Annotated in this window: 18 protein-coding genes; 9 read left to right on the top strand and 9 right to left on the bottom strand. The window is 68.2% G+C overall.

Features of this window, described 5'->3' with window-relative positions:
* The first annotated feature begins 10 nt into the window (after positions 1–10).
* From ABD05_RS32285 to ABD05_RS32275, 3 genes are all read left to right on the top strand, one after another.
* The gene (locus tag ABD05_RS32285) at positions 11–928 is read left to right on the top strand and encodes a LysR family transcriptional regulator (protein ID WP_047904221.1); all 918 of its coding nucleotides are present in this window, start codon (positions 11–13) and stop codon (positions 926–928) included.
* Positions 929–1,395: 467 nt separating this feature from the next.
* Positions 1,396–2,613 (top strand): MFS transporter, encoded by a 1,218-nt coding sequence (locus tag ABD05_RS32280; RefSeq protein WP_047904220.1) that lies wholly within the window; start codon positions 1,396–1,398, stop codon positions 2,611–2,613.
* A 174-nt stretch (positions 2,614–2,787) separates the two neighbouring features.
* Positions 2,788–3,900, top strand: coding sequence for an alkene reductase (locus ABD05_RS32275; RefSeq protein WP_047904219.1), 1,113 nt, complete (start codon positions 2,788–2,790; stop codon positions 3,898–3,900).
* Between the two features lie 78 nt (positions 3,901–3,978).
* Here the strand turns inward: ABD05_RS32275 and ABD05_RS32270 are convergent, their stop codons facing one another.
* From ABD05_RS32270 to ABD05_RS32260, 3 genes are all read right to left on the bottom strand, one after another.
* The gene (locus ABD05_RS32270) at positions 3,979–4,650 is read right to left on the bottom strand and encodes an HD domain-containing protein (RefSeq protein WP_047904218.1); all 672 of its coding nucleotides are present in this window, start codon (positions 4,648–4,650) and stop codon (positions 3,979–3,981) included.
* Positions 4,651–4,748: 98 nt separating this feature from the next.
* Entirely contained in the window at positions 4,749–6,638 is a 1,890-nt protein-coding gene (locus ABD05_RS32265; protein WP_047904666.1) for an amidohydrolase, read from the bottom strand.
* A gap of 164 nt (positions 6,639–6,802) precedes the next feature.
* On the bottom strand, positions 6,803–9,694 hold the full coding sequence (locus ABD05_RS32260; RefSeq protein ID WP_047904665.1) for an ATP-binding protein: 2,892 nt from the start codon (positions 9,692–9,694) through the stop codon (positions 6,803–6,805).
* A 397-nt stretch (positions 9,695–10,091) separates the two neighbouring features.
* Here ABD05_RS32260 and ABD05_RS32255 point away from each other — a divergent pair, with 397 nt between their 5' ends.
* Positions 10,092–11,000 (top strand): AraC family transcriptional regulator, encoded by a 909-nt coding sequence (locus ABD05_RS32255; protein ID WP_047904217.1) that lies wholly within the window; start codon positions 10,092–10,094, stop codon positions 10,998–11,000.
* A gap of 39 nt (positions 11,001–11,039) precedes the next feature.
* On the opposite strand, the gene ABD05_RS32250 is transcribed toward ABD05_RS32255, so the two are convergent.
* Both ABD05_RS32250 and ABD05_RS32245 read right to left on the bottom strand, forming a co-directional pair.
* Positions 11,040–11,981 (bottom strand): MBL fold metallo-hydrolase, encoded by a 942-nt coding sequence (locus ABD05_RS32250; protein ID WP_148669209.1) that lies wholly within the window; start codon positions 11,979–11,981, stop codon positions 11,040–11,042.
* 209 nt (positions 11,982–12,190) lie between these two features.
* Entirely contained in the window at positions 12,191–12,841 is a 651-nt protein-coding gene (locus ABD05_RS32245; protein WP_047904664.1) for a DsbA family oxidoreductase, read from the bottom strand.
* 133 nt (positions 12,842–12,974) lie between these two features.
* On the opposite strand from ABD05_RS32245, the gene ABD05_RS32240 reads away from it, so the two are divergent.
* Positions 12,975–13,880: a LysR family transcriptional regulator gene (locus ABD05_RS32240; protein WP_047904215.1), complete on the top strand. Its 906-nt coding sequence runs from the start codon at positions 12,975–12,977 to the stop codon at positions 13,878–13,880.
* 18 nt (positions 13,881–13,898) lie between these two features.
* On the opposite strand, the gene ABD05_RS32235 is transcribed toward ABD05_RS32240, so the two are convergent.
* Genes ABD05_RS32235 through ABD05_RS32225 form a run of 3 tightly spaced genes read right to left on the bottom strand, consistent with a single transcriptional unit; the run spans position 13,899 to position 17,089 of the window.
* On the bottom strand, positions 13,899–15,347 hold the full coding sequence (locus tag ABD05_RS32235) for an alginate export family protein (RefSeq protein WP_047904214.1): 1,449 nt from the start codon (positions 15,345–15,347) through the stop codon (positions 13,899–13,901).
* A gap of 14 nt (positions 15,348–15,361) precedes the next feature.
* Complete coding sequence (locus ABD05_RS32230; RefSeq protein WP_047904213.1) at positions 15,362–16,303, bottom strand: VOC family protein; 942 nt, start codon at positions 16,301–16,303, stop codon at positions 15,362–15,364.
* 48 nt (positions 16,304–16,351) lie between these two features.
* Positions 16,352–17,089, bottom strand: coding sequence for a YoaK family protein (locus tag ABD05_RS32225; RefSeq protein ID WP_047904212.1), 738 nt, complete (start codon positions 17,087–17,089; stop codon positions 16,352–16,354).
* A 366-nt stretch (positions 17,090–17,455) separates the two neighbouring features.
* Between ABD05_RS32225 and ABD05_RS32220 the strand changes: the two genes are divergently transcribed.
* The 4 genes from ABD05_RS32220 to ABD05_RS32205 all read left to right on the top strand — a co-directional run bounded on the left by ABD05_RS32220 (position 17,456) and on the right by ABD05_RS32205 (position 21,379).
* Complete coding sequence (locus ABD05_RS32220; protein WP_047904211.1) at positions 17,456–18,175, top strand: TetR/AcrR family transcriptional regulator; 720 nt, start codon at positions 17,456–17,458, stop codon at positions 18,173–18,175.
* A 141-nt stretch (positions 18,176–18,316) separates the two neighbouring features.
* Positions 18,317–19,192 (top strand): alpha/beta fold hydrolase, encoded by an 876-nt coding sequence (locus ABD05_RS32215; RefSeq protein WP_047904210.1) that lies wholly within the window; start codon positions 18,317–18,319, stop codon positions 19,190–19,192.
* 39 nt (positions 19,193–19,231) lie between these two features.
* On the top strand, positions 19,232–20,374 hold the full coding sequence (locus ABD05_RS32210) for an FAD binding domain-containing protein (RefSeq protein WP_047904209.1): 1,143 nt from the start codon (positions 19,232–19,234) through the stop codon (positions 20,372–20,374).
* A gap of 162 nt (positions 20,375–20,536) precedes the next feature.
* A complete protein-coding gene (locus ABD05_RS32205; protein WP_047904208.1) occupies positions 20,537–21,379 on the top strand; it encodes a hypothetical protein in 843 nt (280 codons plus the stop codon).
* Positions 21,380–21,525: 146 nt separating this feature from the next.
* Here ABD05_RS32205 and ABD05_RS32200 read toward each other — a convergent pair whose 3' ends face one another.
* The gene (locus ABD05_RS32200) at positions 21,526–22,800 is read right to left on the bottom strand and encodes a hypothetical protein (RefSeq protein ID WP_047904207.1); all 1,275 of its coding nucleotides are present in this window, start codon (positions 22,798–22,800) and stop codon (positions 21,526–21,528) included.
* Positions 22,801–22,861: the final 61 nt, after the last annotated feature.

Below are 22,861 nucleotides of genomic sequence, written 5' to 3'. Positions count from 1 at the left end.
TTTCCGAACGATGGATACCTTGCTTTCGATGCGCGTGTTTACGCGCATCGTCGAGACGGGCAGCTTCACGCGCGCGTCCGACACGACCGGACTCACGACGCCGCGCGTGTCCGCGCTGCTGAGCGGACTCGAACAGCATCTCGGCTGCCGGCTGCTGAACCGCACCACGCGCCGGATCTCGCTGACCGAGGACGGGCAGGCGTACTACGAACGCTCGGTCGCGGTGCTGCGCGAGATCGACGACATGGAGGCATCGGTGTCGCAAGCGCGCAATGTGCCGCGCGGCCGTCTGAAAGTGAACCTGCCGCCGGCCATGGCGAAGCAGATCATGATACCGGCCCTGCCCGAGTTTCTCGCCGCCCATCCGGGCATCATGGTCGAGCTCGGCGTGACCGATCGCCAGATCGACCTCGTCGGCGAAGGGGTCGACTGCGTGGTGCGGATCGGCGCGCTCGACGATTCGGGCCTGGTCGCGAAACGGATCGGCAGCCTGACGACCTGCACCTGCGCGTCCCCCACGTATCTCGACCGGTGCGGCGCGCCCGAAACGGTGGACGATCTCGCGCAGCACGTCGCGGTCAGCCACATCTCGGCCGATACGGGCCGGCCGCGCCCCTGGGACTACATCGTCGACGGCGAAACGCGCATCGTGCAGATGTGCGGCACGGTCGCGGTCAACGACGCCGACGCCTACATCGCGTGCGGCGTCGCGGGCATCGGCTTGATCAGGACCTCGTTGTACCTGGTCGAACCGTATCTGCAATCGGGGCGCCTGCGCGAGGTGCTGACCGATTTCAACACGCCGCCGCGGCCGATCTCGATCCTGTATCCGCCCAATCGACATACGCCCGTCAAGCTCAAGGTCTTCGTCGACTGGCTCACGGGGCTGTTCGCGCAGATTCCGACGCTGCAAGGCAAGCGCAGTTGACGCCCGTGGTCGAAGCACGCCGTTGAAACCGATCTTCCGCGCCGCCGCGCGCACCGCATGAATCAAGTGAATTAAGACGCGGTTCAGGACTATTCAGTCCTGTCGATCCAGACCGGCCTCATCGGGCTTCGCGATCCGCGATATCCGCGCCGGAGGCCCGTTTCGAGAGGCGCATCATGACGATCGCGACCGCCGCACCGTCCGTCCGGGCGGTTTTCGATGTCCTCAGCCCCCCTTCGCCAGCGGCCGCATCGCGTCGGCCGGCCTCGGCGCCCACGCATGAACCCCCGCACGGTCCGACCCCTTTGCGTGGCACGCAATGCTCGATTGCGCGCCGGACGTATTCCCTTGTTATCGGTCGATCAATAACCTTGACGGCAATGCGGTGGCTTCCGTTTCGCCGCGACGGCAATCGTCACGCCCGCCGGATGAACCGGCACCCGACATCTCTTTCCAAGGAGTCGACCATGTCAGCAGAATCCACCCCGGCCGCGGCCCACGGGCACGCGGCCAAGCTCACGCAGGGCCTCATCCTGCTGTTCGCGTTCAGTTGCGGCGCGATCGTCGCCAACCTGTACTACGCGCAACCGATCACCGAACTCATCGCGCCCAGCCTGCACATGTCCGGCGAAACCGCGAGCCTGATCGTGTCGCTGACGCAGATCGGCTACGCGCTCGGCCTGTTCTTCATCGTGCCGCTCGGCGACCTGCTCGAGAACCGCAAGCTGATGATCGTCACGGCCGTCGTGTCGATCGCGAGCCTCGCGGCGGCCGCGGTCGTCCAGACGCCCGGGATGTTCCTCGCGATTTCGCTGCTGATCGGCTTCAGCTCGGTCGCCGTGCAGATCCTGGTGCCGCTCGCCGCGCACCTCGCGCCGGACCATTCGCGCGGCCGCGTGGTCGGCACGATCATGGGCGGCCTGCTGCTCGGCATCCTGCTCGCGCGCCCGCTGTCGAGCGTCGTGGCCGACGCGTTCGGCTGGCGCTTCGTGTTCGCGGCCGCCGCCGTGCTGATGACGCTCGTGACGGCCGTGCTCGCGCTGACGATCCCGTCGCGCCAGCCCGATCATCGCGCGACCTACTTCGAGCTGATCGGCTCGCTGCTGCACCTGGTCCGCACGATGCCGGTGCTGCGCCATCGTGCGTTCTACCAGGGCCTGATGTTCGCGTCGTTCAGCCTGTTCTGGACCGCCGTGCCGGTCGAGCTGACGCGTCACTACGGGCTGTCGCAATCGGCCATCGGCCTGTTCGCGCTGGTCGGCGCAATCGGCGCGACGTCGGCGCCGGTCGCCGGCCGCCTCGCGGATGCGGGCCACGGCGTACGTGCAACGCTGATCGCGCTGGTCGCCGGCGCGCTGTCGTACGCGGTCGCGCTGATCCACGGCGCCGGCCTGTATGGCCTCGTCGTCACGGGCATCGTGCTCGATTTCGCGGTGCAGATGAACATGGTGCTCGGCCAGCGCGAGATCTACGCGCTGCACGCGGCGAGCCGCAACCGCCTGAACGCGCTGTACATGACGAGCATCTTCGTCGGCGGCGCGATCGGCTCCGCGCTCGCGAGCCCGCTGTACGAGCATGGCGGCTGGCCGCTCGTCGCCGCGGTCGCCGGCGCGTTCCCGATCATCGCGCTCGCCCACTACCTCGTGATCGGGCGTCCGCACGCGGTACGCCACGCACGGACCTGAACCGGCGCCGGCACCGGTTCACGCGCGAATCCCGCCCACCGGGCCGTTCGCGCGCCGGAACGCTGCCGGCACGTCACCCACACCATCCCCGAACCATTCGCAGGGCCCGCCGTTGCGCCGGTCGCAACCGGCCAATACGCGGCGCCGCCCTGCTCCACGCCAAAGGAATCCATCATGTCTTCCCTGCTCAGCCACTACGACCTGCGCGGCCTGCCGCTTCCCAACCGTGTCGTGATGGGGCCGATGACGCGTTCGCGCGCGCCGTCGCGCGGCCAGCCGACCGGACTCATGGCCGAGTACTACGCACAGCGCGCGTCCGCCGGCCTGATCGTCACCGAAGCGACCAACGTCAGCCCGGCCTCCGCGTCGTTCGAACTGACGCCGGGGCTCGTCACCGACGAGCAGGCGGCCGGCTGGAAGCAGATCACGGACGCGGTCCACGCGAACGGCGGCCGCATCTTCGCGCAGTTGTGGCACGGCGGCCGGGTCAGCTCGCTGACGCTGCTCGGCGGCGACGCTCCGCTGTCGCCGTCCGGCGTCAACGACGATCTCGAGCAGTTGCAGGTGTGGGCGCAGTTGCAGAACGGCTATTACACGAAGATCCACGCGACGCCGTCGCGCGCGATGACGACGGACGAAGTCGCCGGGACAGTCGACGAATTCCGCCAGGCGGCCGTCCGCGCGATGGCGGCCGGCTTCGACGGCGTCGAGATCCATGCAGCCAACGGCTACCTGCCGCACCAGTTCCTGTCGTCGACGCTGAACCGCCGAGACGACCGCTACGGCGGCTCGGTCGCGAACCGCGCGCGCTTCCTCGAGGAAATCGTCGACGCGGTCGGCGGCGTGATGCCGCTCGACCGCGTGGGTGTGCGCATCTCGCCGTACGCGAAGTACAACAACGTGCGCGACGCGGATCCGGATGCGACGTACGCATACGTCGGCCGCATGCTCGACGAAGCCGGCGTCGCCTATCTGCACGCGGCGGACACCAACGGCTGGAGCGGCGAGCCCGACCTGCCGCGCATCGTCGGGAACACGCGCAAGACCTTCGGCGGCACGCTGATCGTCAACGGCGGCATCGCGCCGGATGCCGCGAATGCGCTGATCGATGCGGGCGACGCCGATCTCGTCGCGTTCGCGCGCGCGTATATCGCCAACCCCGATCTCGTCGAACGCCTCGCGGCGAATGCGCCGCTCGCCGCGCCGAAGCCGGTCGGCTGGTACGGCGGCGACCGCGCGGGATACGTCGACTATGCGCGGCACGACGTGGCGGGCCGGAACGCGTGAACGCCGCACCGGTGACGGCTCGATGCGGTCTCGCTCAGGCCGTCGCCGACCTCGGTCGAACCTGCCGTACGGACCCGCTCACGCGTCTTTCCAGCGTGCGCCCAGCACGCGTCCGCAGAAATTCGGCCGGTGAAAATCCGGATCGGCGCGCTCGAGCACGTCGGCGCTCCACGTGCCGAACGTCGACGCCGGCCGGTGCGCGACCCCGCGCGCGATCGCGTCGAGGAACGCGTCGCTGAACCCGTCGCCGCGCGGGTACGCGGCGAGCAGCGCCCGCCGCTCGTCGGCCGAATACGCGTCGAAGTCGGTTGCCATCAGGTCGGTCGATACGGCGGACGCCAGCACACGCGCGAGCGGCGACACGCGTGCGGCCACGCCGGGCGTCGTATGCAGCGCGATCGCGTGCCACACGTCGTCGCGCATGCACTGCAATGTCTGATGGCGCAGCAGGAACGCGTCGGCGGCATCGGCGCTGTCGAGTTCGTAGCGCTCGGCCGAGCGGCCATATGCGGTGCTCAATCCCATGTTCGCGTACATCGCGGCCACGTACAGCGCATCGGCATTGCAGGTCTCGCCTGCACGGCGCGCGGCCAGCGACGCGAGGACGAACACCCGGCAAGCGTGATCGGTGATCACCAGCGGCAGCGACGCGCATGCCGCTTCGGCGGCCTCGATCGCCATCGGCGTCCGGGGAATGCGGACGCCGGCGACTTCGTCGTCGGTCCGTGCGCAGGTGTGCGCAGAACTCATCTCGTCTCCTTCTGCCCCACGCCGGGGGCGAAAAATTATCCATGCTTCTCGCCGCGCGGCACGACGCGTGCCGGCATGCCCGCCGAATCCGCGTCAACCTAACAGGCGAAACCGGGGTAACCCGATACTTCGTACCGCTCCACGGCCTCTGTCGCGGCCGCATGAAGGCACCAAGCGAAACGACGCCCGCGACCGCGCGCGGCACCGGCATCCGGGCCATCGCCAGCCGCCGCCCGCGGCTGCGTCGACGCAGCCAGACGACGTTGGCCGATTCTGCCGACACCGCCGAATTCGGCCACCGGCGACCACGCGGGGCTGACCGGCAGCGGCGGCGGCGCGAGCGGCGCGAACTCGTCGTCCGCGTGCACGACCTTGCCGTCGACGACCGTCAGCACCGACGACAAGGATTTGATCAGTGCTTCGTCGATCGTGAAGTAGTCGTCCGTCAGCACCGCGAAATCCGCGTACTGGCCGGGCACCAGCGCGCCCTTGCGGTCGTCCTCGTTCGAGAACCATGCGCTGCCGACCGTGTAGCGGCGCAGCGCTTCCATCCGGCTGAGCCGGTTGCGTTCGGGATAGAGCGCCGTGCCCCCGACCGTGCGCCCGGACACCATCCAGTACAGCGACACGAACGGGTTGTAGCTCGCGATGCGCGTCGCATCGGTGCCCGCGCCGACCGGCAGCCCGGCCGCCAGCATCGCGCGGATCGGCGGCGTGCGCATGGCCGCTTCGGCGCCGTAGCGCGCAATGAAGTACTCGCCCTGGAACGCCATCCGGTGCTGGACCGTCACGCCGCCGCCGAGTGCGGCGATGCGCGCGATGTTCGCATCCGAAATCGTCTCGCAGTGATCGAAGAACCAGCGCAGCCCGTCGAACGGCATGTCGCGGTTCACCGCTTCGAGCACGTTCAGGAACCGGCCGATCGATTCGTCGTACGTCGCGTGCAGCCGGAACGGCCAGCGGTGCCGCACCAGCAGCCGGACCACCGCGGCCAGTTCGGCCTCGAGCGCCGCGGGCAGGTCGGGGCGCGGTTCGAGAAAATTCCCGAAATCGGCTGCCGAATACACCAGCAGTTCGCCGGCGCCGTTCATCCGCAGGAACGCGTCGCCGTCGCCGGGCTTCGCCAGCGTCACCCAGCGCGCGTAGTCGTCGAGTTCCCGTCCGGGATGCTGCACGAACAGGCTGTACGCGATGCGCACCGTCAGTTCGCCGCGCTGCGCGAGCGCCAGGATCGCGCCATAGTCGTCCGGAAAGGCCTGGAAGTCGCCGCCGGCGTCGATCGCGCTCGTCACGCCGAGGCGGTTCAGTTCGCGCATGAAATGCCGCATCGAATTCATCTGGTCGTCGTGGCCGAGCTTCGGGCCCTTCTCGAGCGCCGTGTGCAGGACGCCCATGTCCGGGCGCGCGATCAGCATGCCGGTCGGCCTGCCGAGGCGATCGCGCTGGATCTCGCCGCCGGGCGGATCCGACGTGTCGCGGCCATAGCCGATCGCGCGCAGCGCGGCCGCGTTCAGCAGCGCGCTATCGCCCAGGTGCATGATGAAGACCGGCGTGTCGGGTGCGATCGCGTTGAGTTCGGCCACCGTCGGCCCGCGTTTTTCCGCGAACTGGAATTCGGTCCAGCCGCCGACGACGCGCACCCACTGCCGCGCAGGCGTGCGCAACACCTGGCGACGCAGCATGGCGAGCGCATCGGCCAGCGTCGGCACGCCGTCCCAGCGCAGTTCCAGGTTGAAATTCAGGCCGCCGCGGATCATGTGCAGGTGCGAATCGTTCAGCCCCGGGATCACGGTGCGGCCGTTCAGGTCGATGCGCAGCGTGTCGGCGCGCGCATGGCGCATCACGTCGTGCCCGCTGCCGGCCGCGAGGATCCGGCCGTCCTTCACCGCGAGCGCGGTCACGAACGACTGCCGGTCGTCCTGCGTCGCGATCTTGCCGTTGCATACGATGAGGTCCGCCGCTTCGGCGGGTTCCGTCGCCTTAAGCACTGTCGTGCCTCCCGCTTGCGCCGAAAGCCGGCATACGGCCGCACGCGGCATGCACCCGGATTGACGATACACGGACCATCCACTTCCCCTTGAACGTTGATCGATCGGTCCGGCAGGCCGCGGCGCGATGGCGCGGCGGCGTCCTGCGCGGGCCGGGCGCGCCGCTACGCCACCTGCTGCATTGCATCCGCCGTCTCGTGCCGCATGCGCGTACGGGACGTCGACGGTGTCGTCTCCGGGCGCACGAAGTTCTGCACGCGTGCCAGCCGGCGAACGTCGAACGCACGCGATTGCGGATCGAAATGCCCCGACAGACTCGCCACCAGCGACGAAGCCTGCGCGGTCCGCCCACGCTCGATCAGGTGATCGGCGAGATCGAGCGTGCCGCGCAGCGCCCACATCGCGGCCCCTTGCCCGTTCGCGGTATGGATCCCCATCAGCAGATGACGGTGCCCGTCGGCTTCGCAGGCGATCGCGAGGTCCGCATCGGCGGTGCGGCCCTGCTCGAGCATCGCGAGCCCCCGGGCGCGCAACAGTTCGGGCACGAACAGATGCTCGCCGTGCGCGCGGCAGCGCGCGAGCGTCGCGTCGAGCTTCGTGCAGGCCTCGGCCGCGCGGCCCGTGCGCGTCAGTCCTTCCGCGTACGCGACGGTCAGCGGCGCGAGCACGCGCCTGAATCCGCTCGTTTCGATGCGCCGCAGCGCGGGCTCGAGCCGCGCGAGCCCGGCACCGGGGTGCCCGGCCTGCATGTCGAACTGCCCGGCCAGACATTCCGCGTGGCTGAGCCAGATGTCGAACCCGTTCGCCTCGGCGGTCGATCGCAGCGTGCCGAGATAGTCGGAAATCACGTCGTGGTCGCCATAGCGCAATGCAATCGGTACGGCCGCGGCGCCGAGCACGACGCATAACGCCAGCCCCGACCCGGCGCGGCGCGCACATTCGACCGCCTGCGCCGCCAGTCGCATCGCATATTCCGGATCGCCCTGCATCCACACGAGCCGCGTCAGCATCGTCCGGCCGAGCGTCGCGACGTCGATCCCCAGCGCCGCCTCCGCGCACGACGGCTCGCCGACCTCGGCCAGCTCGGCCGTCGCCGCCTCCAGCCGCTCGCGCGCCTGCGCATGCTCGCCGAAGTAATGCAGCGAGGTCGCGACCATCGCGTTCGCCAGCAGCCGCTGCGACCGGTCGCCCCGCCGCTCGGCGGCGCGCTCGAAGCGCGTCGCGTAGCGCAACGATTCGTGGATGTCGGAGCGCGTCAGCATCGTGTTCCACAGCCCGACCAGCGCGCGCGCGTCGAACGCCTCGTCGCCGATCCGGCCCGCGAGACCGAGCGTCCTGTCCCACATCGCGGCGGCCGTGTGCGTATCGCCATCGGTATGCAGCAGCGCCGCCGCATAGGCCGCGCGCAAGCGCATCTCGCGCGCCGCGTCGACGCCTCCTGCCCCTTCGGCCTCGATTGCGTCGAGCGCCCGTCTCGCCGGTATCGAACATTCGCGCATGTGCGCCGGCTCCAGCAACGCGAGCGCCAGCGCGTCCGTTTCCAGCGCCTGCGGCTCGGCCGCCACGGGCTCGCGGGGCGTCGGTGCACCCGCGGCGAGACGCAGGCTCGCGAGATCCGCGGCTTGTGCCTGCGTCTGCATCCGCGCTTCCCCCTGCTCACGTTCGTAGCACGCATGACGCTCGGCGATGGCGTCGAATTCGCCCTCGTTATGCAGCTTCTCGAGCGCGTACGCGCGCGTCGATTCCGTCAACCGGTAGCGCGCCTGCGCGCCGTCGAACTCGACGGTCACCAGCGATTTCGCGACCAGTTCGCCGAGCACCGCGATCATCTCGGCGGCCGACATGCCGGGCTCCATCGCGACCTCGCGGGCGGCATCGAACGTAAACGGGCCGATGAAGCACGCCATCCGACGAAACAGCGACCGCGCGGCCGCATCCAGCAGCACGTAGCTCCAGTCGAACGTCGCCCGCAACGTCTGGTGGCGCGGCAGCGCCGAGCGAAGCCCGCCCGTCAGCAGGTTCAGCCGGTCGTCGAGACGCGACGCGACGACCTCGAGCCCGAGCGTCGCGACGCGCGCGGCGGCCAGTTCGATCGCCAGCGGCAGCCCGTCGAGACGCCGGCAGATGTCGCCGATCAGCCGGATGCCGGCCGGATCGACCGCGCAGTCGGGCGTGGCGGCGCGGATCCGCGCCAGGAACAGCTCGACGGCCGAATGGCGCACGATCTCGTCGACGGATGCACCGCCGTCCGGCACCGCCAGCGGACTCACGCGAAACACGGCTTCTACCGAGATATGAAGCGGCTCGCGACTCGTCACGAGCACGCGCAGCGATGCGGCGCGCGACGTCAGCGTATCGACGAGGTCGGCAACCAGATCGACGACGTGCTCCGCGTTGTCGAGCACGATCAGGCCCGGCGACGCGGCGAACGCATCGCCGATCCGGTCGAGGTCCGGCAAGCCATCCGTGTCGAGCCCAAGTTCCGCGGCAATCGCGAGCAGCACGTCGTCGCGCGTCGCGGCACTCGCCAGCGCCACGAACAGGACGCGCTCGCCGGACCGGCTGCGCAGCTCGTGCGCGACCCGGTCGGCCAGGCTCGTCTTGCCGATGCCGCCCGCACCGACCAGCGTGACGACCGGCGCGCGTTCGATCATGTCGACGATCTGCTCGATCTCGGCCTGACGTCCGACCAGCGGAACCGGACGGGCAGCCGCGACGGCGTCGGGCGGCAATGCGGTCGCGCGCGGTGCCGCCGCGTGTGCGGCGGCAGGATTCGCGATCAGCAGGTAGCCGCGGCCCGGCACCGTCTTGATCAGGTCGCGGTTCGCACCCAGCGCCTTGCGCAACGTCGCGACATGGACCTGCAGCCGGTTCTCCTCGACGATCAGGCCCGGCCAGACGGCATCCATGATGTCGTCCTTCGACACGACGGAACCGTTGGCGCGGTGCAGTACTTCCAGTATGTCAAGCGCGCGTGCGCCAATACGCAGCGACGCGCCATGGCAGCGAATGTCTCGCTGCTCGAAATCCACCGACAACGTCCCGATCTGGATCATGGCCGCCTCCAGGTTCCCCACGATGACCGCCATGTGAACACGGCAGTTCACCGGGGCGGGAATGCGCACCCGGCCAGCCCTGCAGGCCGGGCGCAAAATCTCAAAAAGTGGGCCGAGTGTAAACGCCGTATAAACAAAAATCTTGAAGGAAAATGCGCTGGCGACCGCCGCATCGGCACGCCACCGAACCCACATCGCGCAGATATAAATGGGGCAATACCGATCGGGATGGCGCCTTCGCACGCCTGCCGGGCCGACGCGGCACGGATCGGTCCGCTGCAAGCATTTCGTCAGGCAGCGGACATTTATTCAAGTTATCTTGGGGCTGTCGGGTGCACCGTTTAAACTGCGCGTGAAAATGCTCGCGCGCCGTACCCCATCGAAGGATCGTTCCACCATGCAAGCCCCCCTCGTTGCCCCCCCTGCGGCGCCGCCGAAAGACACGCTCGGATGCATCTCGAGCCTGCTTCACAAGGATATTGAAAGGTCGGTCGGCGGCCTGAAGCTCCATCGCAAATGCATGCGCGACGAGCAATTCGAGCGCATCGAGATGGCGGCCAGCGATCGCGGCTTCCTGATCGGCGTGTCGCTCAATGGCGGGCACCGGCGCACGATCTACGGCGGGGCCGGCACATCCGAGCGGCGGTTTCAGCACAACTCGATCTACATTCGCGATTTTTCCCGGAATTTCCGCGCCGACCTGTACGGCAAGTTCGACTTCGTGCTCGTCGAGCTGTCGCACAGCTACCTCGACCGCCTCGGCCGCGAGCACGACGGAACGGAAATCGGCGGCCTGACCTGCGCGCCCGACGTGCAGGACGCGGTGCTGGGCCATCTCGCACACGCCGTCGCCAACAGCCTCGACGCGCCCGGCGCGCTGAACGCGCTGTTCGTCGAGCAGATGGGGCTCGCGATCGGCACGCATCTCGCATGCCGCTACGGCAATGCGCACGCGCGCGACCTGCAGCGCAAGGGCCTGCTGTCGCCGGCCAAGGCAGCGCTCGCCAAAGAGCTTCTGATGGAAAAGGCGAATCTCGGCGTGTCGATCGAGGAAGTGGCCCATGAATGCGATCTGTCGCGCGGCTATTTCATCCGTGCGTTCTCGCGCACGACCGGGCGCACGCCGCATCAATGGCTGCTCGAACAGCGCGTGATCCGCGCCCGGCAACTGATCGAGACGACCGACATGACGCTCGCGGAAATCGCGGCCGCCTGCGGCTTCGCGGACCAGAGCCACCTGAACCGCGTGTTCGCGCGCATCGTCGGCCATCCGCCGGGCGTATGGCGGCGCGAACTGTCGCGCTGATTCCGTCACGCGCGGCCACTGCTGCCGCGCGCCTTCGCGTCATCGAAGCGGCGTCGTGTCGTAGTTGACCGGCACCCAGTCGTACTGCTCCCCGTCCCTGCGCAAATGCCCGAGCCCGGGAAACGCGATGTGTGCGGCGCCGACCAGATAACGCTTGTCCGCGACGCGCTTCAGCGTATCGCGCCGGGTGCGGCGCGCCGCGTCGGCATCGCTGTCGTACTGGACGGTCGCGTCCGGATCCTGCAACTGGATCGCCGCGACGTGCACGATGTCGCCCCACGCGAGCAGTCCGGCGTTGCCGCTCTCGATCAGATAGGCCGTATGGCCCGGCGTATGGCCGGGCATCGGCACCGCGCGAATGCCGGGGGCGAGCGTCGCTTCGCCGCGAAACGTCCGGAAGCGTCCGGCCGCGACGTACGGCGCGACCGACGCGGCCGCCGCATCGAAAAACGACGCGAGGAACGCCGGTGCCTGTGCCTTGTTGTCCGGATCGAGCCAGTAGTTCGCCTCGATCTCGTTCACGCGGACGACCGCATTCGGAAATGTCATCCTGCCGTTCGACACGATGCCGCCGACATGATCCTTGTGCAGGTGCGTGAGCAACACTTCGTCGATCTGCTCCGGCGCGTAGCCTGCCGCACGCAGGTTCGCGAGCAGCTTGCCGCAGCAGTCGCCGTACAGCACGCCGGCGCCGGTATCGACGAGAATCCGCTTCGATCCCGTGTCGACCAGGAACGCGTTGATCGACCCCTGCACCGGCGGCTCGAGAAACTCGCGATCGAGATCGCGCCGGATTTCTTCCTTCGAGATATCGCGGAAAACAGTATCGATCGGAAACGGATGCGTGCCGTCGGACAGCGCGACGATCTGCAGATCGCCGAGCGTCTGCCGATAGAAGCCGGGGGCCTGGTTGCCGCCACCCGGCTCGACGGCGAACGCGACCGATGCGAGGATGCCGACGCACCACGCGACGAGCAGCATGCCGCCCGAGCGCGCCAAGCGCGTGCGCCAATTCAGGTTCTTCATGTCCGTTTCCCGGGTTGCGTATCGACATTGCGACGTTGCGCACCGGCCTGCCGGCCTGGCGGGCGAGGTGCGCACGACCCCGAGCTTACCGGCCGTATTCGCAATAATCCTGAGCGGGACATGAATCGTTCTGAAAGCCGTGCCTCGGCGGTGCCAGCCCGGATTCAGGCGATATGGTCAGGCGCGCGCTGCGCGTCAATCAATGCATCGCGAAAGACGGCAGCCGGCTGTGCGCCGCTGACGATCGACTGCCCGATGCGCGTCGACGGCACCGAAGCGACGCCTTCGCGCACCGCGTCCGCTTCGAGCGCGACCACCGCGTCGAGCCCTTCGCCGGAAGCGAGGAACGCACGCACCGCGTCGCCCGGCAAACCGACGAGCACCGCAATCTCGACCAGCACGTCCGCATCGCCGATATCGCGGCCATCACGGAAATACGCGGCAAACAATGCATCGACGAGCGCGACCGCGCTGCCGCTTTGCTGCGCGTACCAGACGAGCCGGTGTGCAAGCCGCGTGTTCGGCGTGCGCGCGATCCGCGCATGATCGAACACGAGGCCCGCCGCCCGGCCTGCTTCGGCGACATGCGCGTCGAGTGCCTGCGAGCGCGCCCAACTGCCGAACTTCGCGCTCCGGTATGCCTTGCGATCGATGCCGCCGGCCGGCATCGTCGGGTTCAGTTCGAACGGCACGAACCGGACGCTCACGTTGCCGGCGAGGCCGGCTTCGTCGATCGCCTCCGCAAGCCGGTGCTCCGAGATCCAGCACCACGGGCAGATGAGGTCGTAGGTCACCGTTACTTCGAGGGGTTTCATCGCACGCTCCTTCCTGTACATTGCCAGTCCTGAAGATAGCGCTTGCGGGCCGGCGATAGAATGCCAACAGCACGCAACGCATCGTTGCAGTACGCACAATGGCACAAAGGCACGAAGTCACACAGGCGACGACATGGACAAATTCTCCGCGCTGCGCGCGTTCGTGGAAGTAGCGGAAGCCGGCGGCTTCTCGAGCGCGGGACGGCGTCTCGAACTTGCGGCGTCGTCGGTGGTGCGCGCGGTGGATGCACTCGAAGCGTCGCTCGGCACCGTGCTGCTGAACCGCACGACGCGACAGGTCACGCTGTCCGATGCCGGCTCCGTGTACTACGCTCGCGCGAAGCGGCTGCTCGAGGAACTCGCGGAAGCCGACGCGCTGGTCGCCGATCGCGGCGACGAGCCGTCCGGACCGCTGCGCGTGTCGGTACCGGTCGCGTACGGCAGGCGCCGCATCGCGCCGCACGTCGCGGCCTTCCTCGCGCGCTATCCGAAGCTCGACCTCGACCTGCAGCTCACCGACGAACGCGTCGATCTCGTCACCAGCCGGATCGACGTCGCGATCCGGCTCGGCGAAGCGGCGCCGTCCGCGGAAGTCGTCGCGCGGCAGCTCGGCACGTTCCAGCGCTATGTCGTCGCGAGCCACGACTACCTCGATGCACACGGCACGCCATCGGCGCCGGGCGAGCTGGTCGATCACGGGTGCCTGCGCTTTCATTTCGGCGGCGACCAGCAGGCGTGGACGTTTGCCGATGCGCACGGCACGACGAAAGTGCTCGTCGCCGGGCGCCTGAAATCGAACCACAGCGAAGTGTTGCGCGATGCCGTGCTCGACGGCGCCGGCATCGCGCTGCTGCCCGACTGGCTGGTCGATGCCGACGTCCAGTCGGGCCGCCTGCGCAGGCTCTTCGAACAGTACGACGTCACGCCCGATGCGGCGCGCTCGGTCGTCACCGCGCTCTACCTGCCGAATCAGCGCGGCTCGAAGCGCGTCACGGCGTTCATCGATTTTGTCGAAGCGCTGGCGCGCGCGCAGCACTGAGCCGCGCGGCGCGCCGCGTTACCAGCCGAACTTCGCTTCCACGCCGACATAGTCGGCATTGCGCGCACCGAGCGCGCGAATCGAGTCGGCGACCTGGAAATGCACGGCCTCGACGGCCAGCGCCAGGTTCGGATTGACGAGCCAGTCCACGCGGGCCTGCGCATACATGCCCGTCCACGAACCGCCCTTGCCGGCCGTGCCGGGCACCACCGACATCCCTTGCCCGTAGATCGCGTCGGCCGTCGTCTCGCGCCACTGGAAACCGACCGCGGTCAGCACCGTCACGTTGCTCGCCGGCTTGAACGTCAGCGACGGCTTCACGTGAATCAGGTTGCTGTAGCCGGTGTAGCCGGCGAGCGTGAAGTAATAGCCGTTCGGGAACAGCGGGTTGAAGGTGCCCATGCGCCCGTCGCCGGGGTGCTTGTCGCCCGACGCGCCGTCGACCTGGATGCCGATGCGCGGCGTGCCCGGCGTCTTCGCGAACGTGTAGCCGCCCAGCGCGCCGAACGCCCACGCACCGATCGTGTCCTGCCCGATGTGCCCCGTCTGCAGCATCGCCTCGACGTCCCAGTCGAGCCGGCCGGATTTGCCCGCGTAGCGCAGGTCGAATACGTCGCGCCGCTCGTTCCCGGCCCCGGCGAGATAGCGCGCGTTGTCGCGCGTATAGCGCGACCAGTAGCCCGACAGGTCGCCGGGGCCCGTGCCGTTGCGCTCGATGCGCACGCCGTCGAATCGCAGGTGCCGGTTCGACACGTCGTCGAACACCGCGTCGTTGCGGTACTGCACCGGGCGCGTCACATAGCCGATCAGCCGCCATTTGCCGATTTCGTAATCCGCCCACAGCGCGTCGAACGCCTGACGCACGTTCGGGCCGTCGCGCACCGACACGAAGCGCTGCAAGTCGAAGGCCATCTCCTGCCGGCCGATGCGGGTCTTGAACGTGCCGCCGCCGACCTGGTCGACATACGCGACGAACGCCTGCTCGATATCGAGCTGGTCCTTGTCGACGGGCCCGACCGTATCCTTGCCGAACGGCCGCGCATCGACGAACTGGACGAACGCCTGAAAATGCCCGGCATAACGCAGGTCCGCGTGCACCGTCGCGCGCTGGATCACGTAATTGTCGTCATGCGCGGCGCCGAGCCCGAACAGCGGCGCGTTGTTCAGCTCGAAGCGCTCGCGCAGGTTCGCGCCGAGCGACAGGTAGGTCGACGGGTCGGCGCCCAGCGGGATGTACTTCAGCGCATCGAGCGGCTTGCGCGGCACGCACGGATTCGCGAGCACCGACCAGTCTTCCTGCCAGCGGTTGAACAGCACGGTCGGCCGTTTGGCCGTGCACGACGTGCCGGCAGTCGTGGTCGAGGCCGGCGCCGCCGATTCCTCGGCGCCGGCCGCCGTACCGGCGTACGTCGCGACGCCGCCCGCCAGCACGGCGGCCGGCAGCACGCGCCGCCATGCTCGTCCCATCCGCCGGCGGCCCATTATTTCGACCGCGCGTGGATCTCGGCGACGTAGCCGCCCGGGAACTGCACGAGCGCGGCATCGCGCCCGTCCGACGTGAACGTCGGCACCAGCACGGTCACGCCCGCGGCCTGCGCCTGCTTCAGCGTCGCGGCCAGATCCGGCACTTCATAGCCCGTCATCTCGCGGCCGAACGGGTAAGGCAGATGGCCGTCCGTCGCAAGCACGGTCATCTTGCCGAAACCCGACTCGATGCGGATGCGGCGGTACGTGTCGTTCGGCCGGCCGATCTCGATGCCCGGCGCCTTGCGCACGTCGGACACGACCTTGCCGCGCGAGAACGCGACGAAGTCGTGCACCAGCTTGCTCGCGCTTTCCGGCGACACGTACACACGGTTTTCCGGCACCGTCTGCAGCGCGTCGTAGTGCGGCGCCTGGGTGTGCCAGTAAAGCTGCATGTTCACGCCGCCCGGCCAGCGGACGATCGCGTCGCGGCCGATCGGGTCGGGGAACGTGTCGACGATCACATCCGCGCCGTGCGCGCGCGCCGACTTCACCGCGACGTCCATGTCGGTGACGAGATAGCCGGTACGCTCGTCGCAGAACGGGTACGGGATCGGCGTCTTGAAGCCGAACACCGAGACCGTGCCGACCGGCGTGAGCACGAGCTGCGACATCGTCTGGCTCGGCGTCGGCGTGACCTGGAACACGCCCTGCTGCGACTTCTTGCCGCCGAAGGTCGCGACGAAGCTGTCGGTGAAGCGGTCGAAATCTTCCGGTGCGACGCACACGTGCGTCGTGTCGTATTGCGGGCCGACCGCGACGGCCGGCACCTTCGCGGACGAGGTCTCCAGCAGGCGCGTCTCGTCGGCATGGGCCGGCGCGGTCGCCAGCAACGCGCCGAGTACGGCCGTCGACGCGGCCGTCATCCGCAATACCTGTCGCAACTTCAGTGCAATCATCGTGTTCTCCTTGAAAGTGGCAAGCGCAGCCGTACGCTGCGCGCGAATTCAGCGTGACGTCGGCCGCGCGTCGGGCCGACCGGATTGATAGGCGAGGAAGCACAGCGCCGCGAGCGGCAGCGCCAGTGCCCAGAAGGCGGCGAACACATACGCCGCGGCCCCCGCTCCTGCCCCGAGCGCGAAACCCGCGATCGGCGGCAGCATGCGCCGCAGCCGCGCACGCGCGGCTTCCCGCTCGGCAGGCGCCGCGAGCGGCACGAGCCAGTCGAATGCATCGATCACCGCCTGCGTGACGTTGCCCGTCATCACCGTGTTGGCGACGACCGAGCGGGCCGTCAGCCGGCCGTGCGCGTTCTGGACGCCCATCGCCGCGGCGCCGAGCAGGCCGCACAGGATCGTCCGCGGCGCGTCGGCGTCGGCGATCGGCGACGCCATCACGCCGGCCAGCATGAACCCGGCCAGCAGCACGGCCTGCAGCGCATACAGCGAACGTGCGCGCACGCCATGGCCCAGCACGCGCATCCGGTGGTCGAGCACGCGCGCGCCGACGATGCCGGCGATGAAAGCCGGAAACGCGAGCCACTTGATCACGAGCCCTTGCCCGACGCCGGCCAGCCCCGAGCCGATCAGGATGAAGTTGCCGGTGACGTGCGCGGTGAACAGGCCGAACAGCGCGACGAAGCCGAGCGTGTCGACATAACCCGCGATCGACGCGAGAAACACGTCCTCGCCGCGCACGTGATCGGGTGCGGCGGTGGAGCCCGCGGTTACTTGCTGCGAAGGCATGGCCCGACTTCCTCGTATGTGTCGACTGCGCCGGCGTCCGCCATGCCTGCGCGTGGCGAGATCAGATAAAGCATGTTGCGCTCCGGTTTCGCCGACCGGTCCGGCTTGCCGACTGGCATCCGGCCCATGCGGCGGTTCGGAAGCTAGAGTAGTGAAGGCCGGCCTAAATGTCTTGGCGGCAGCCTGAAATTTTCTGAATCCGCCGGCTCGAGCACAGGACGGGGGCGCCGGTCCGGTTCGACGCAGGGTGATCCCGCAAGGAAATCAGCACCGCAACAAAAGCCGCGCCACACGCCGTATTCGCGGCCCCGATCGTGTTATTTTTCGATCGATAGTTTAGGCATGCGCGCCATCAGGAGCCGATGAATGACCGACAGAAAACGCAGCACGCCGGCCCGCGAGCCCGGGACCGACGCCGACGGCAACGCCGTCACGCCGGGCCGCCGGCTCGCGCCGGAAGCGCGCGAGCGGCAGATCGTCGAGAAGGCGATCGAGCACTTCGCGACGCACGGCTTTTCCGGCAGCACGCGCGAGCTCGCGCGGCAGATCGGCGTGACCCAGCCGCTGCTGTACCGGTACTTTCCGAGCAAGGAAGCGCTGATCGATCGCGTCTACGACGAGATCTACACGTGGAATCCCGACTGGGAAAAACTGATCGCCGACCGCACGGTCTCGCTGCAGGAACGGCTCGTCGCGTTCTATCGCTCCTACGCGCAAACCATCCTGCGGCGCGAATGGATCCGCACCTTCATCTTCGCGGGGCTCAGCCGCGAGGGTTTCAACACGCGCTACCTGTCGCGGCTGCGCGAACGCGTCTTCCTGCCGGTGCTGCGCGAGCTGCGGCACGAGTACGACATCGCCACGCCGGCGACGGAGGCCCAGCGCAATGCGGAAATCGAACTGGTCTGGAGCCTGCACGCGAGCATCTTCTATCTCGGCGTCCGCAAGTGGGTCTACGGCCTGCCGGTGCCCGACGATCTCGACACCGAAATCGAGCGGCTGATCGACGCGTTCCTGAACGGCACACCCGCCGCGCTGAAGCAGCTCGGGTCGGGCGCGACCGCCCGGCGCCGCCGGCGCGCGTGACGCGGCGGCGGCCGACGGCCGCGCGCGCAACCAGACGAATTCAGAACAATTTATCCGGCGCGCCGCGCACTTCACCTATCCTCGATAGGCATTCGCTGCCGCGCCTGCTGCGCGCAGTCCGAACCGAACCGGGACCGCCGCATGACCCTCGCCACGCCTTCGATCACCCATCACACCGTCACCGCGAACGGCATCCGCCAGCACTACATCGATGCCGGCAGCGGGCCCGTCGTCGTCCTGCTGCACGGCTTCCCGGAAACCAGCTTCGCGTGGCGCTTCCAGATCCCCGCGCTGGCGCAGCGCTACCGCGTGATCGCGCCCGACCTGCGCGGCTACGGCGAAACCGACAAGCCGGCCGCCGGGTACGACAAACGCAACATGGCGCGCGACCTCGCCGGGCTGCTCGATACGCTCGGCATCGGCCGCATCGCGCTCGTCGGGCACGACCGCGGCGCGCGCGTCGCGACGCGTTTCTCGAAAGATTTTCCCGAGCGCGTCGAGCGGCTCGTCGTGATGGACAACGTGCCGACGCGCATCGTCGCGCAGAACATGACCGCGCAAACGGCGCGCGCGTACTGGTTCTTCCTGTTTCACCAGGTGCCGGACCTTCCCGAGGCGTTGATCGCCGGCAAGGAAGCCGAATGGCTGAGCTATTTCTTCTCCGACTGGTGCTACAACCCGCACGCGATCTCCGGCGACGCGTTCGATACGTACGTGCGGGCGTATCGACGTCCGGGCGCCGTGCGCGGCGCACTGGCCGACTATCGCGCGAACGCCGAGGACGTGAAGCAGGACCTCGTCGATGCGGACGTCAGGATCGCATGCCCGACCATGGCCATCTGGGGCGAGGATTTCTACGCGGTCGGCAAGATGTTCGACATGAAATCCGTGTGGGAAAGCATGGCCACGAACCTGCGTGCCGAGCCGATCGCGCAGTGCGGGCACCTGCCGCAGGAGGAGCAGCCGGAGCGCGTGAACGCGCTTCTGCTCGACTTCCTGAAGCACTGGGAAGGCTGAATCGCCGCACGCGCGACGGATCATCGGGAGGAAGCCATCATGAGCGACGTTTCGGGCCCGCTGGCGGTCGTCATCGGCGGATCGGTGGGCGGGCTTTTCACGGCCACCGCGCTGCGGGCGGCCGGATGGCGCGTCAAGGTCTTCGAGCAATCGCCGAACGACCTCGACAGCCGCGGCGGCGGCATCGTGCTGCAAGCGCCGATCGAACGCGCATTCACGTTCGGCGACGTGCCCGTGCCGCGCGATGCGGGCGTCGATTCCATCGACCGGATCTATCTCGACGAGCACGACCGGATCGTCCAACGCCTCTACATGCCGCAAACGCAGACCGCGTGGAACGTGATCTACACGGCCCTGAAGCGCGCGCTGCCCGCCGGCGTCGTGCATGCCGGCGTATCGTTCGAGCGGTTCGAGCAGGAAGGCGACAGCGTGATCGCGCATTTCGCGGACGGCCGCGTCGAGCAGGCCGACCTGCTGGTCGGCGCCGACGGCGGCCGCTCGAACGTCCGCGCGCAACTGCTTCCCGAAACGCGGCCCGCGTACGCGGGTTATGTCGCGTGGCGCGGGCTCGTCGACGAGCACCTGCTTCCCGACACGGTGCTGCAGGTACTGCGCAACCGCTTCACGTTTCAGCAAGGCGACGCGCATCTGTTCCTGACCTATCTGGTGCCCGGCCGCGACGGCGCGATCGAACCGGGCAAACGGCGCGTGAACTGGGTCTGGTACCGGCGGCTCACGCAGGATCGCGTGCCGTCGCTGTTCCTCGCGCAAGACGGCACGCAGCGCGACGGTTCGCTGCCGCCCGGCGCGATGCGGGACGACAACCGGCTCGAACTCGTGGACGCCGGCCGCCGGATGCTTGCGCCGACGCTCGCCGCGCTCGTCGATGCGACGCACGCGCCGTTCGCGCAGTCGATCCTGGATCTCGCGGTCGACCGCATGGTGTTCGGCCGCGCGGTGTTGCTCGGCGACGCGGCCTGCCTCGTCCGGCCGCACACGGCCGCCGGCGTCGCGAAAGCGGCGGAGAATGCGGTCGGTCTCGCCGACGCGCTGCGCGGCGTCGTGCACGGCCCCGCTTTCGATGCCGCGCTGTCGCGCTGGGAAACGCTTCAGCTCGCGACCAATGCGTCGCTGTCCGAACTCGGCATCTCGCTCGGCACCCGGATCATGGGGCGCGCGTGACTGGTCATCGGACAGACGCCAATCCATGACTCACGTACACGGTGGCGTCGACTAGGCGTTATATTCTCGTTCGATGCAGGGCAACGCGCGTCGCATTCGCGAACGCCCCCCGCCCCCGCCGCATTTCCCGATGCGCTTCTTCCCCCGGAGAGAACGAGAAAAATGGACCACGCGCAGTACTTCAGCCAAAGCTCGCTTCAGGCCGCGAATCTTCGTCTGCACTATCTGTCGCAGTTGCTGCGCGAGCAGACGGGCTCGATCGTCCAGTACGGCATCCTTCGCGGGTTTCCCATCGGCGTCAGCCATTGGGCGGAGGTCGCGGTCGGCGGTTACCTGCTCGGCACCTACGAGATCGCCGTTTGCGCGATTCTCGAAGCACTCGGGTCGCCCCACAAGGTGCTGGTCGATCTGGGGGCCGCCGACGGGATTTTCGGCATCGGCCTGGTCAGCAACAACGTGTTCGGCCGCAGCCTGTGTTTCGAGATGGACGAGCAGCGCCGCCAGGCCATCCAGCACCGAGCCGCGGAGATGGGGCTGGCGGATCGGGTCGCTGTCCACGGCCAGGCCGATCGCAACCTGCCGGCAGTCCTGTCGGAGCACGGCGGCGATCCGGCCGAGCGGGTCATCCTGTGCGATATCGAGGGAGCGGAGTTCGACCTGTTCGACGACGCGCTGCTGGAACAGCTCTCCGGCAGCCACGTCATCATCGAAATCCACGATTTTCTGCTGTCCGACCCGGAGCGAGCCGCACGCGCGTTCGACGAGTTGAGTCAGCGCGCCGGCAAGCATTTCCACGTGTACGAGATTCGCGACGGGCTGCGGGACATTCGCAACATCCCGCTGCTGCGCCACTGGTCGGACTGGGACGCGTGGCTGATGTGCGTCGAGGCCCGTTACCGGATGATGCGATGGCTCTGGCTCGAGCCGAAAAGCCAGCCGCGGCGCGCCGATCAGGACATCGATCGCCTGATTCTCGATTACCAGCGCCGGATCTTCGCCGCCTGACGAACCCGCGGCGGTCGGTATCGGGCCACGATGCGCCCGGCTGTCGCGCAACGTTCGAGCGCTCATGCGACACGCTCGATGACGCCCCTCCGCCGTCCGGGTTCCAACCGTCACGGGAGCAGTGGCGCACCCGATTTATCGCGACATCACGCGTACCGCACGACGATATCCCACGCGGTATGACACGCCTGCCCCGGCAGCGTGAGCGCGCGCAGCGCGATTCGATCGCCCGGTTGCGTCGCGAGGCTGAGTTTGTGAGGCGCCTGCAGCGACACCGTTGCGCCGTTGTGCGCCAGTTGAGCGCAGGGTGCCGAAGGCTGGCCGCTCAGATGCGACACGCAGATGTCCAGCACCATCCGTTCGCGCGTCACCGCGAATTCGACGGTGTGCGACGCCCACGCATTGAGCGCACAGCCCTGCAGGTTCCGGAACGAGGGTCCCGCGGCGAGACGCGGGACGTTCGCCAGCACGTCCTCGTGCGCGGCCACGAGCGACAACCCGCTCGCGACAAAGCGTTCAGGCTGAAGCAGGTCGAGATCGGCCGGCTGGTCCCGCATGCCGGATTCGGGCGCCAGCGCGAACGCGTGCCCGAGTGCGATCGCGTGCTCGGCATGGCGAGCCAGATATCGCCAGTGGTTGAGAAAGCGCACGTCGCCCGTCATGTGCAGGCCACGGATCGGTTTGCCCTGATGCTCGAGCACGATGCGGACCGCATCGAAATCGTGCCGCTCGTGAAGCCCCCATTTCGTGACGAAATTCTGTTCGCAACCGACGAGTCGAACCTGTCCAAGGCCGCCCCACAGATGCAGGAACGTCGTGTCCAGTCCGTGGATCGCCGCGAAGTCCTGGCCGATTCTTGCGGCCTGCTCGCGGACATACTGCGCGAACCGCGCCCACGGCGCACGACCGCCCACGACGAGCCCCGCCTGCAGCGGATGCCTCACCCGATCGAGCACGTCCTGGACGCACTGACGGATCAGCGCGTCCCTCCGTTCGCCGATGATCGGCGACATCACGAATGCGCAGAAGTGGGCGTCAGGCGCGACGTGGAGGACATCGTCGTCCGGCACGACGTCGAAGAGATCGAACCGCGGCCCCGGGAACCAGATATCGGCATCGTAGAGGGCGAGCGTCTGCAGTTCCGGATCCGCGTCGAAGACCGCGGCCGCGGAGATGTAGCGATCCCATGCGAGATCGCCGACGCCAGCCGCGGCGTAGACCTCGATACCGTTGGCACGCAGCCGCTGCTGTTTCGCGTCGGACAAGCCATAGCCGATGACGCCGATGCGCCCCCGGTAGTCCGTCGCGCGCAGCGAGACGATGAACGGGATCACCATCTCGTACCAGGCCTGCGTGTTGTCGTCGATCGCGAAGGCGACGAGATGACGGCGGTTGGTCTCGTTGTTGTCGGACGTGTTCATGCGTGTGGTGATTAATTGGAAGTCCGTGTTTCGAATTGGTCCGGCTGCGGGTTTTTACGCG

The organism is Burkholderia pyrrocinia (assembly GCF_001028665.1).
GTDB classification, from domain to species: Bacteria; Pseudomonadota; Gammaproteobacteria; order Burkholderiales; family Burkholderiaceae; genus Burkholderia; species Burkholderia pyrrocinia.
Note: the sequence above shows the minus strand (reverse complement) of the source record. Positions and strands in the feature narration are given on the sequence as shown.

Coding starts and splice junctions, on each gene's coding strand:
- ABD05_RS32285 (WP_047904221.1), top strand. CDS start 11: ATGGATACCTTGCTTTCGATGCGCGTGTTTACGCGCATCGTCGAGACG.
- ABD05_RS32280 (WP_047904220.1), top strand. CDS start 1,396: ATGTCAGCAGAATCCACCCCGGCCGCGGCCCACGGGCACGCGGCCAAG.
- ABD05_RS32275 (WP_047904219.1), top strand. CDS start 2,788: ATGTCTTCCCTGCTCAGCCACTACGACCTGCGCGGCCTGCCGCTTCCC.
- ABD05_RS32270 (WP_047904218.1), bottom strand. CDS start 4,650: ATGAGTTCTGCGCACACCTGCGCACGGACCGACGACGAAGTCGCCGGC.
- ABD05_RS32260 (WP_047904665.1), bottom strand. CDS start 9,694: ATGATCCAGATCGGGACGTTGTCGGTGGATTTCGAGCAGCGAGACATT.
- ABD05_RS32255 (WP_047904217.1), top strand. CDS start 10,092: ATGCAAGCCCCCCTCGTTGCCCCCCCTGCGGCGCCGCCGAAAGACACG.
- ABD05_RS32250 (WP_148669209.1), bottom strand. CDS start 11,981: ATGCTGCTCGTCGCGTGGTGCGTCGGCATCCTCGCATCGGTCGCGTTC.
- ABD05_RS32245 (WP_047904664.1), bottom strand. CDS start 12,841: ATGAAACCCCTCGAAGTAACGGTGACCTACGACCTCATCTGCCCGTGG.
- ABD05_RS32240 (WP_047904215.1), top strand. CDS start 12,975: ATGGACAAATTCTCCGCGCTGCGCGCGTTCGTGGAAGTAGCGGAAGCC.
- ABD05_RS32235 (WP_047904214.1), bottom strand. CDS start 15,347: ATGGGACGAGCATGGCGGCGCGTGCTGCCGGCCGCCGTGCTGGCGGGC.
- ABD05_RS32230 (WP_047904213.1), bottom strand. CDS start 16,303: ATGATTGCACTGAAGTTGCGACAGGTATTGCGGATGACGGCCGCGTCG.
- ABD05_RS32225 (WP_047904212.1), bottom strand. CDS start 17,089: ATGCCTTCGCAGCAAGTAACCGCGGGCTCCACCGCCGCACCCGATCAC.
- ABD05_RS32220 (WP_047904211.1), top strand. CDS start 17,456: ATGACCGACAGAAAACGCAGCACGCCGGCCCGCGAGCCCGGGACCGAC.
- ABD05_RS32215 (WP_047904210.1), top strand. CDS start 18,317: ATGACCCTCGCCACGCCTTCGATCACCCATCACACCGTCACCGCGAAC.
- ABD05_RS32210 (WP_047904209.1), top strand. CDS start 19,232: ATGAGCGACGTTTCGGGCCCGCTGGCGGTCGTCATCGGCGGATCGGTG.
- ABD05_RS32205 (WP_047904208.1), top strand. CDS start 20,537: ATGGACCACGCGCAGTACTTCAGCCAAAGCTCGCTTCAGGCCGCGAAT.
- ABD05_RS32200 (WP_047904207.1), bottom strand. CDS start 22,800: ATGAACACGTCCGACAACAACGAGACCAACCGCCGTCATCTCGTCGCC.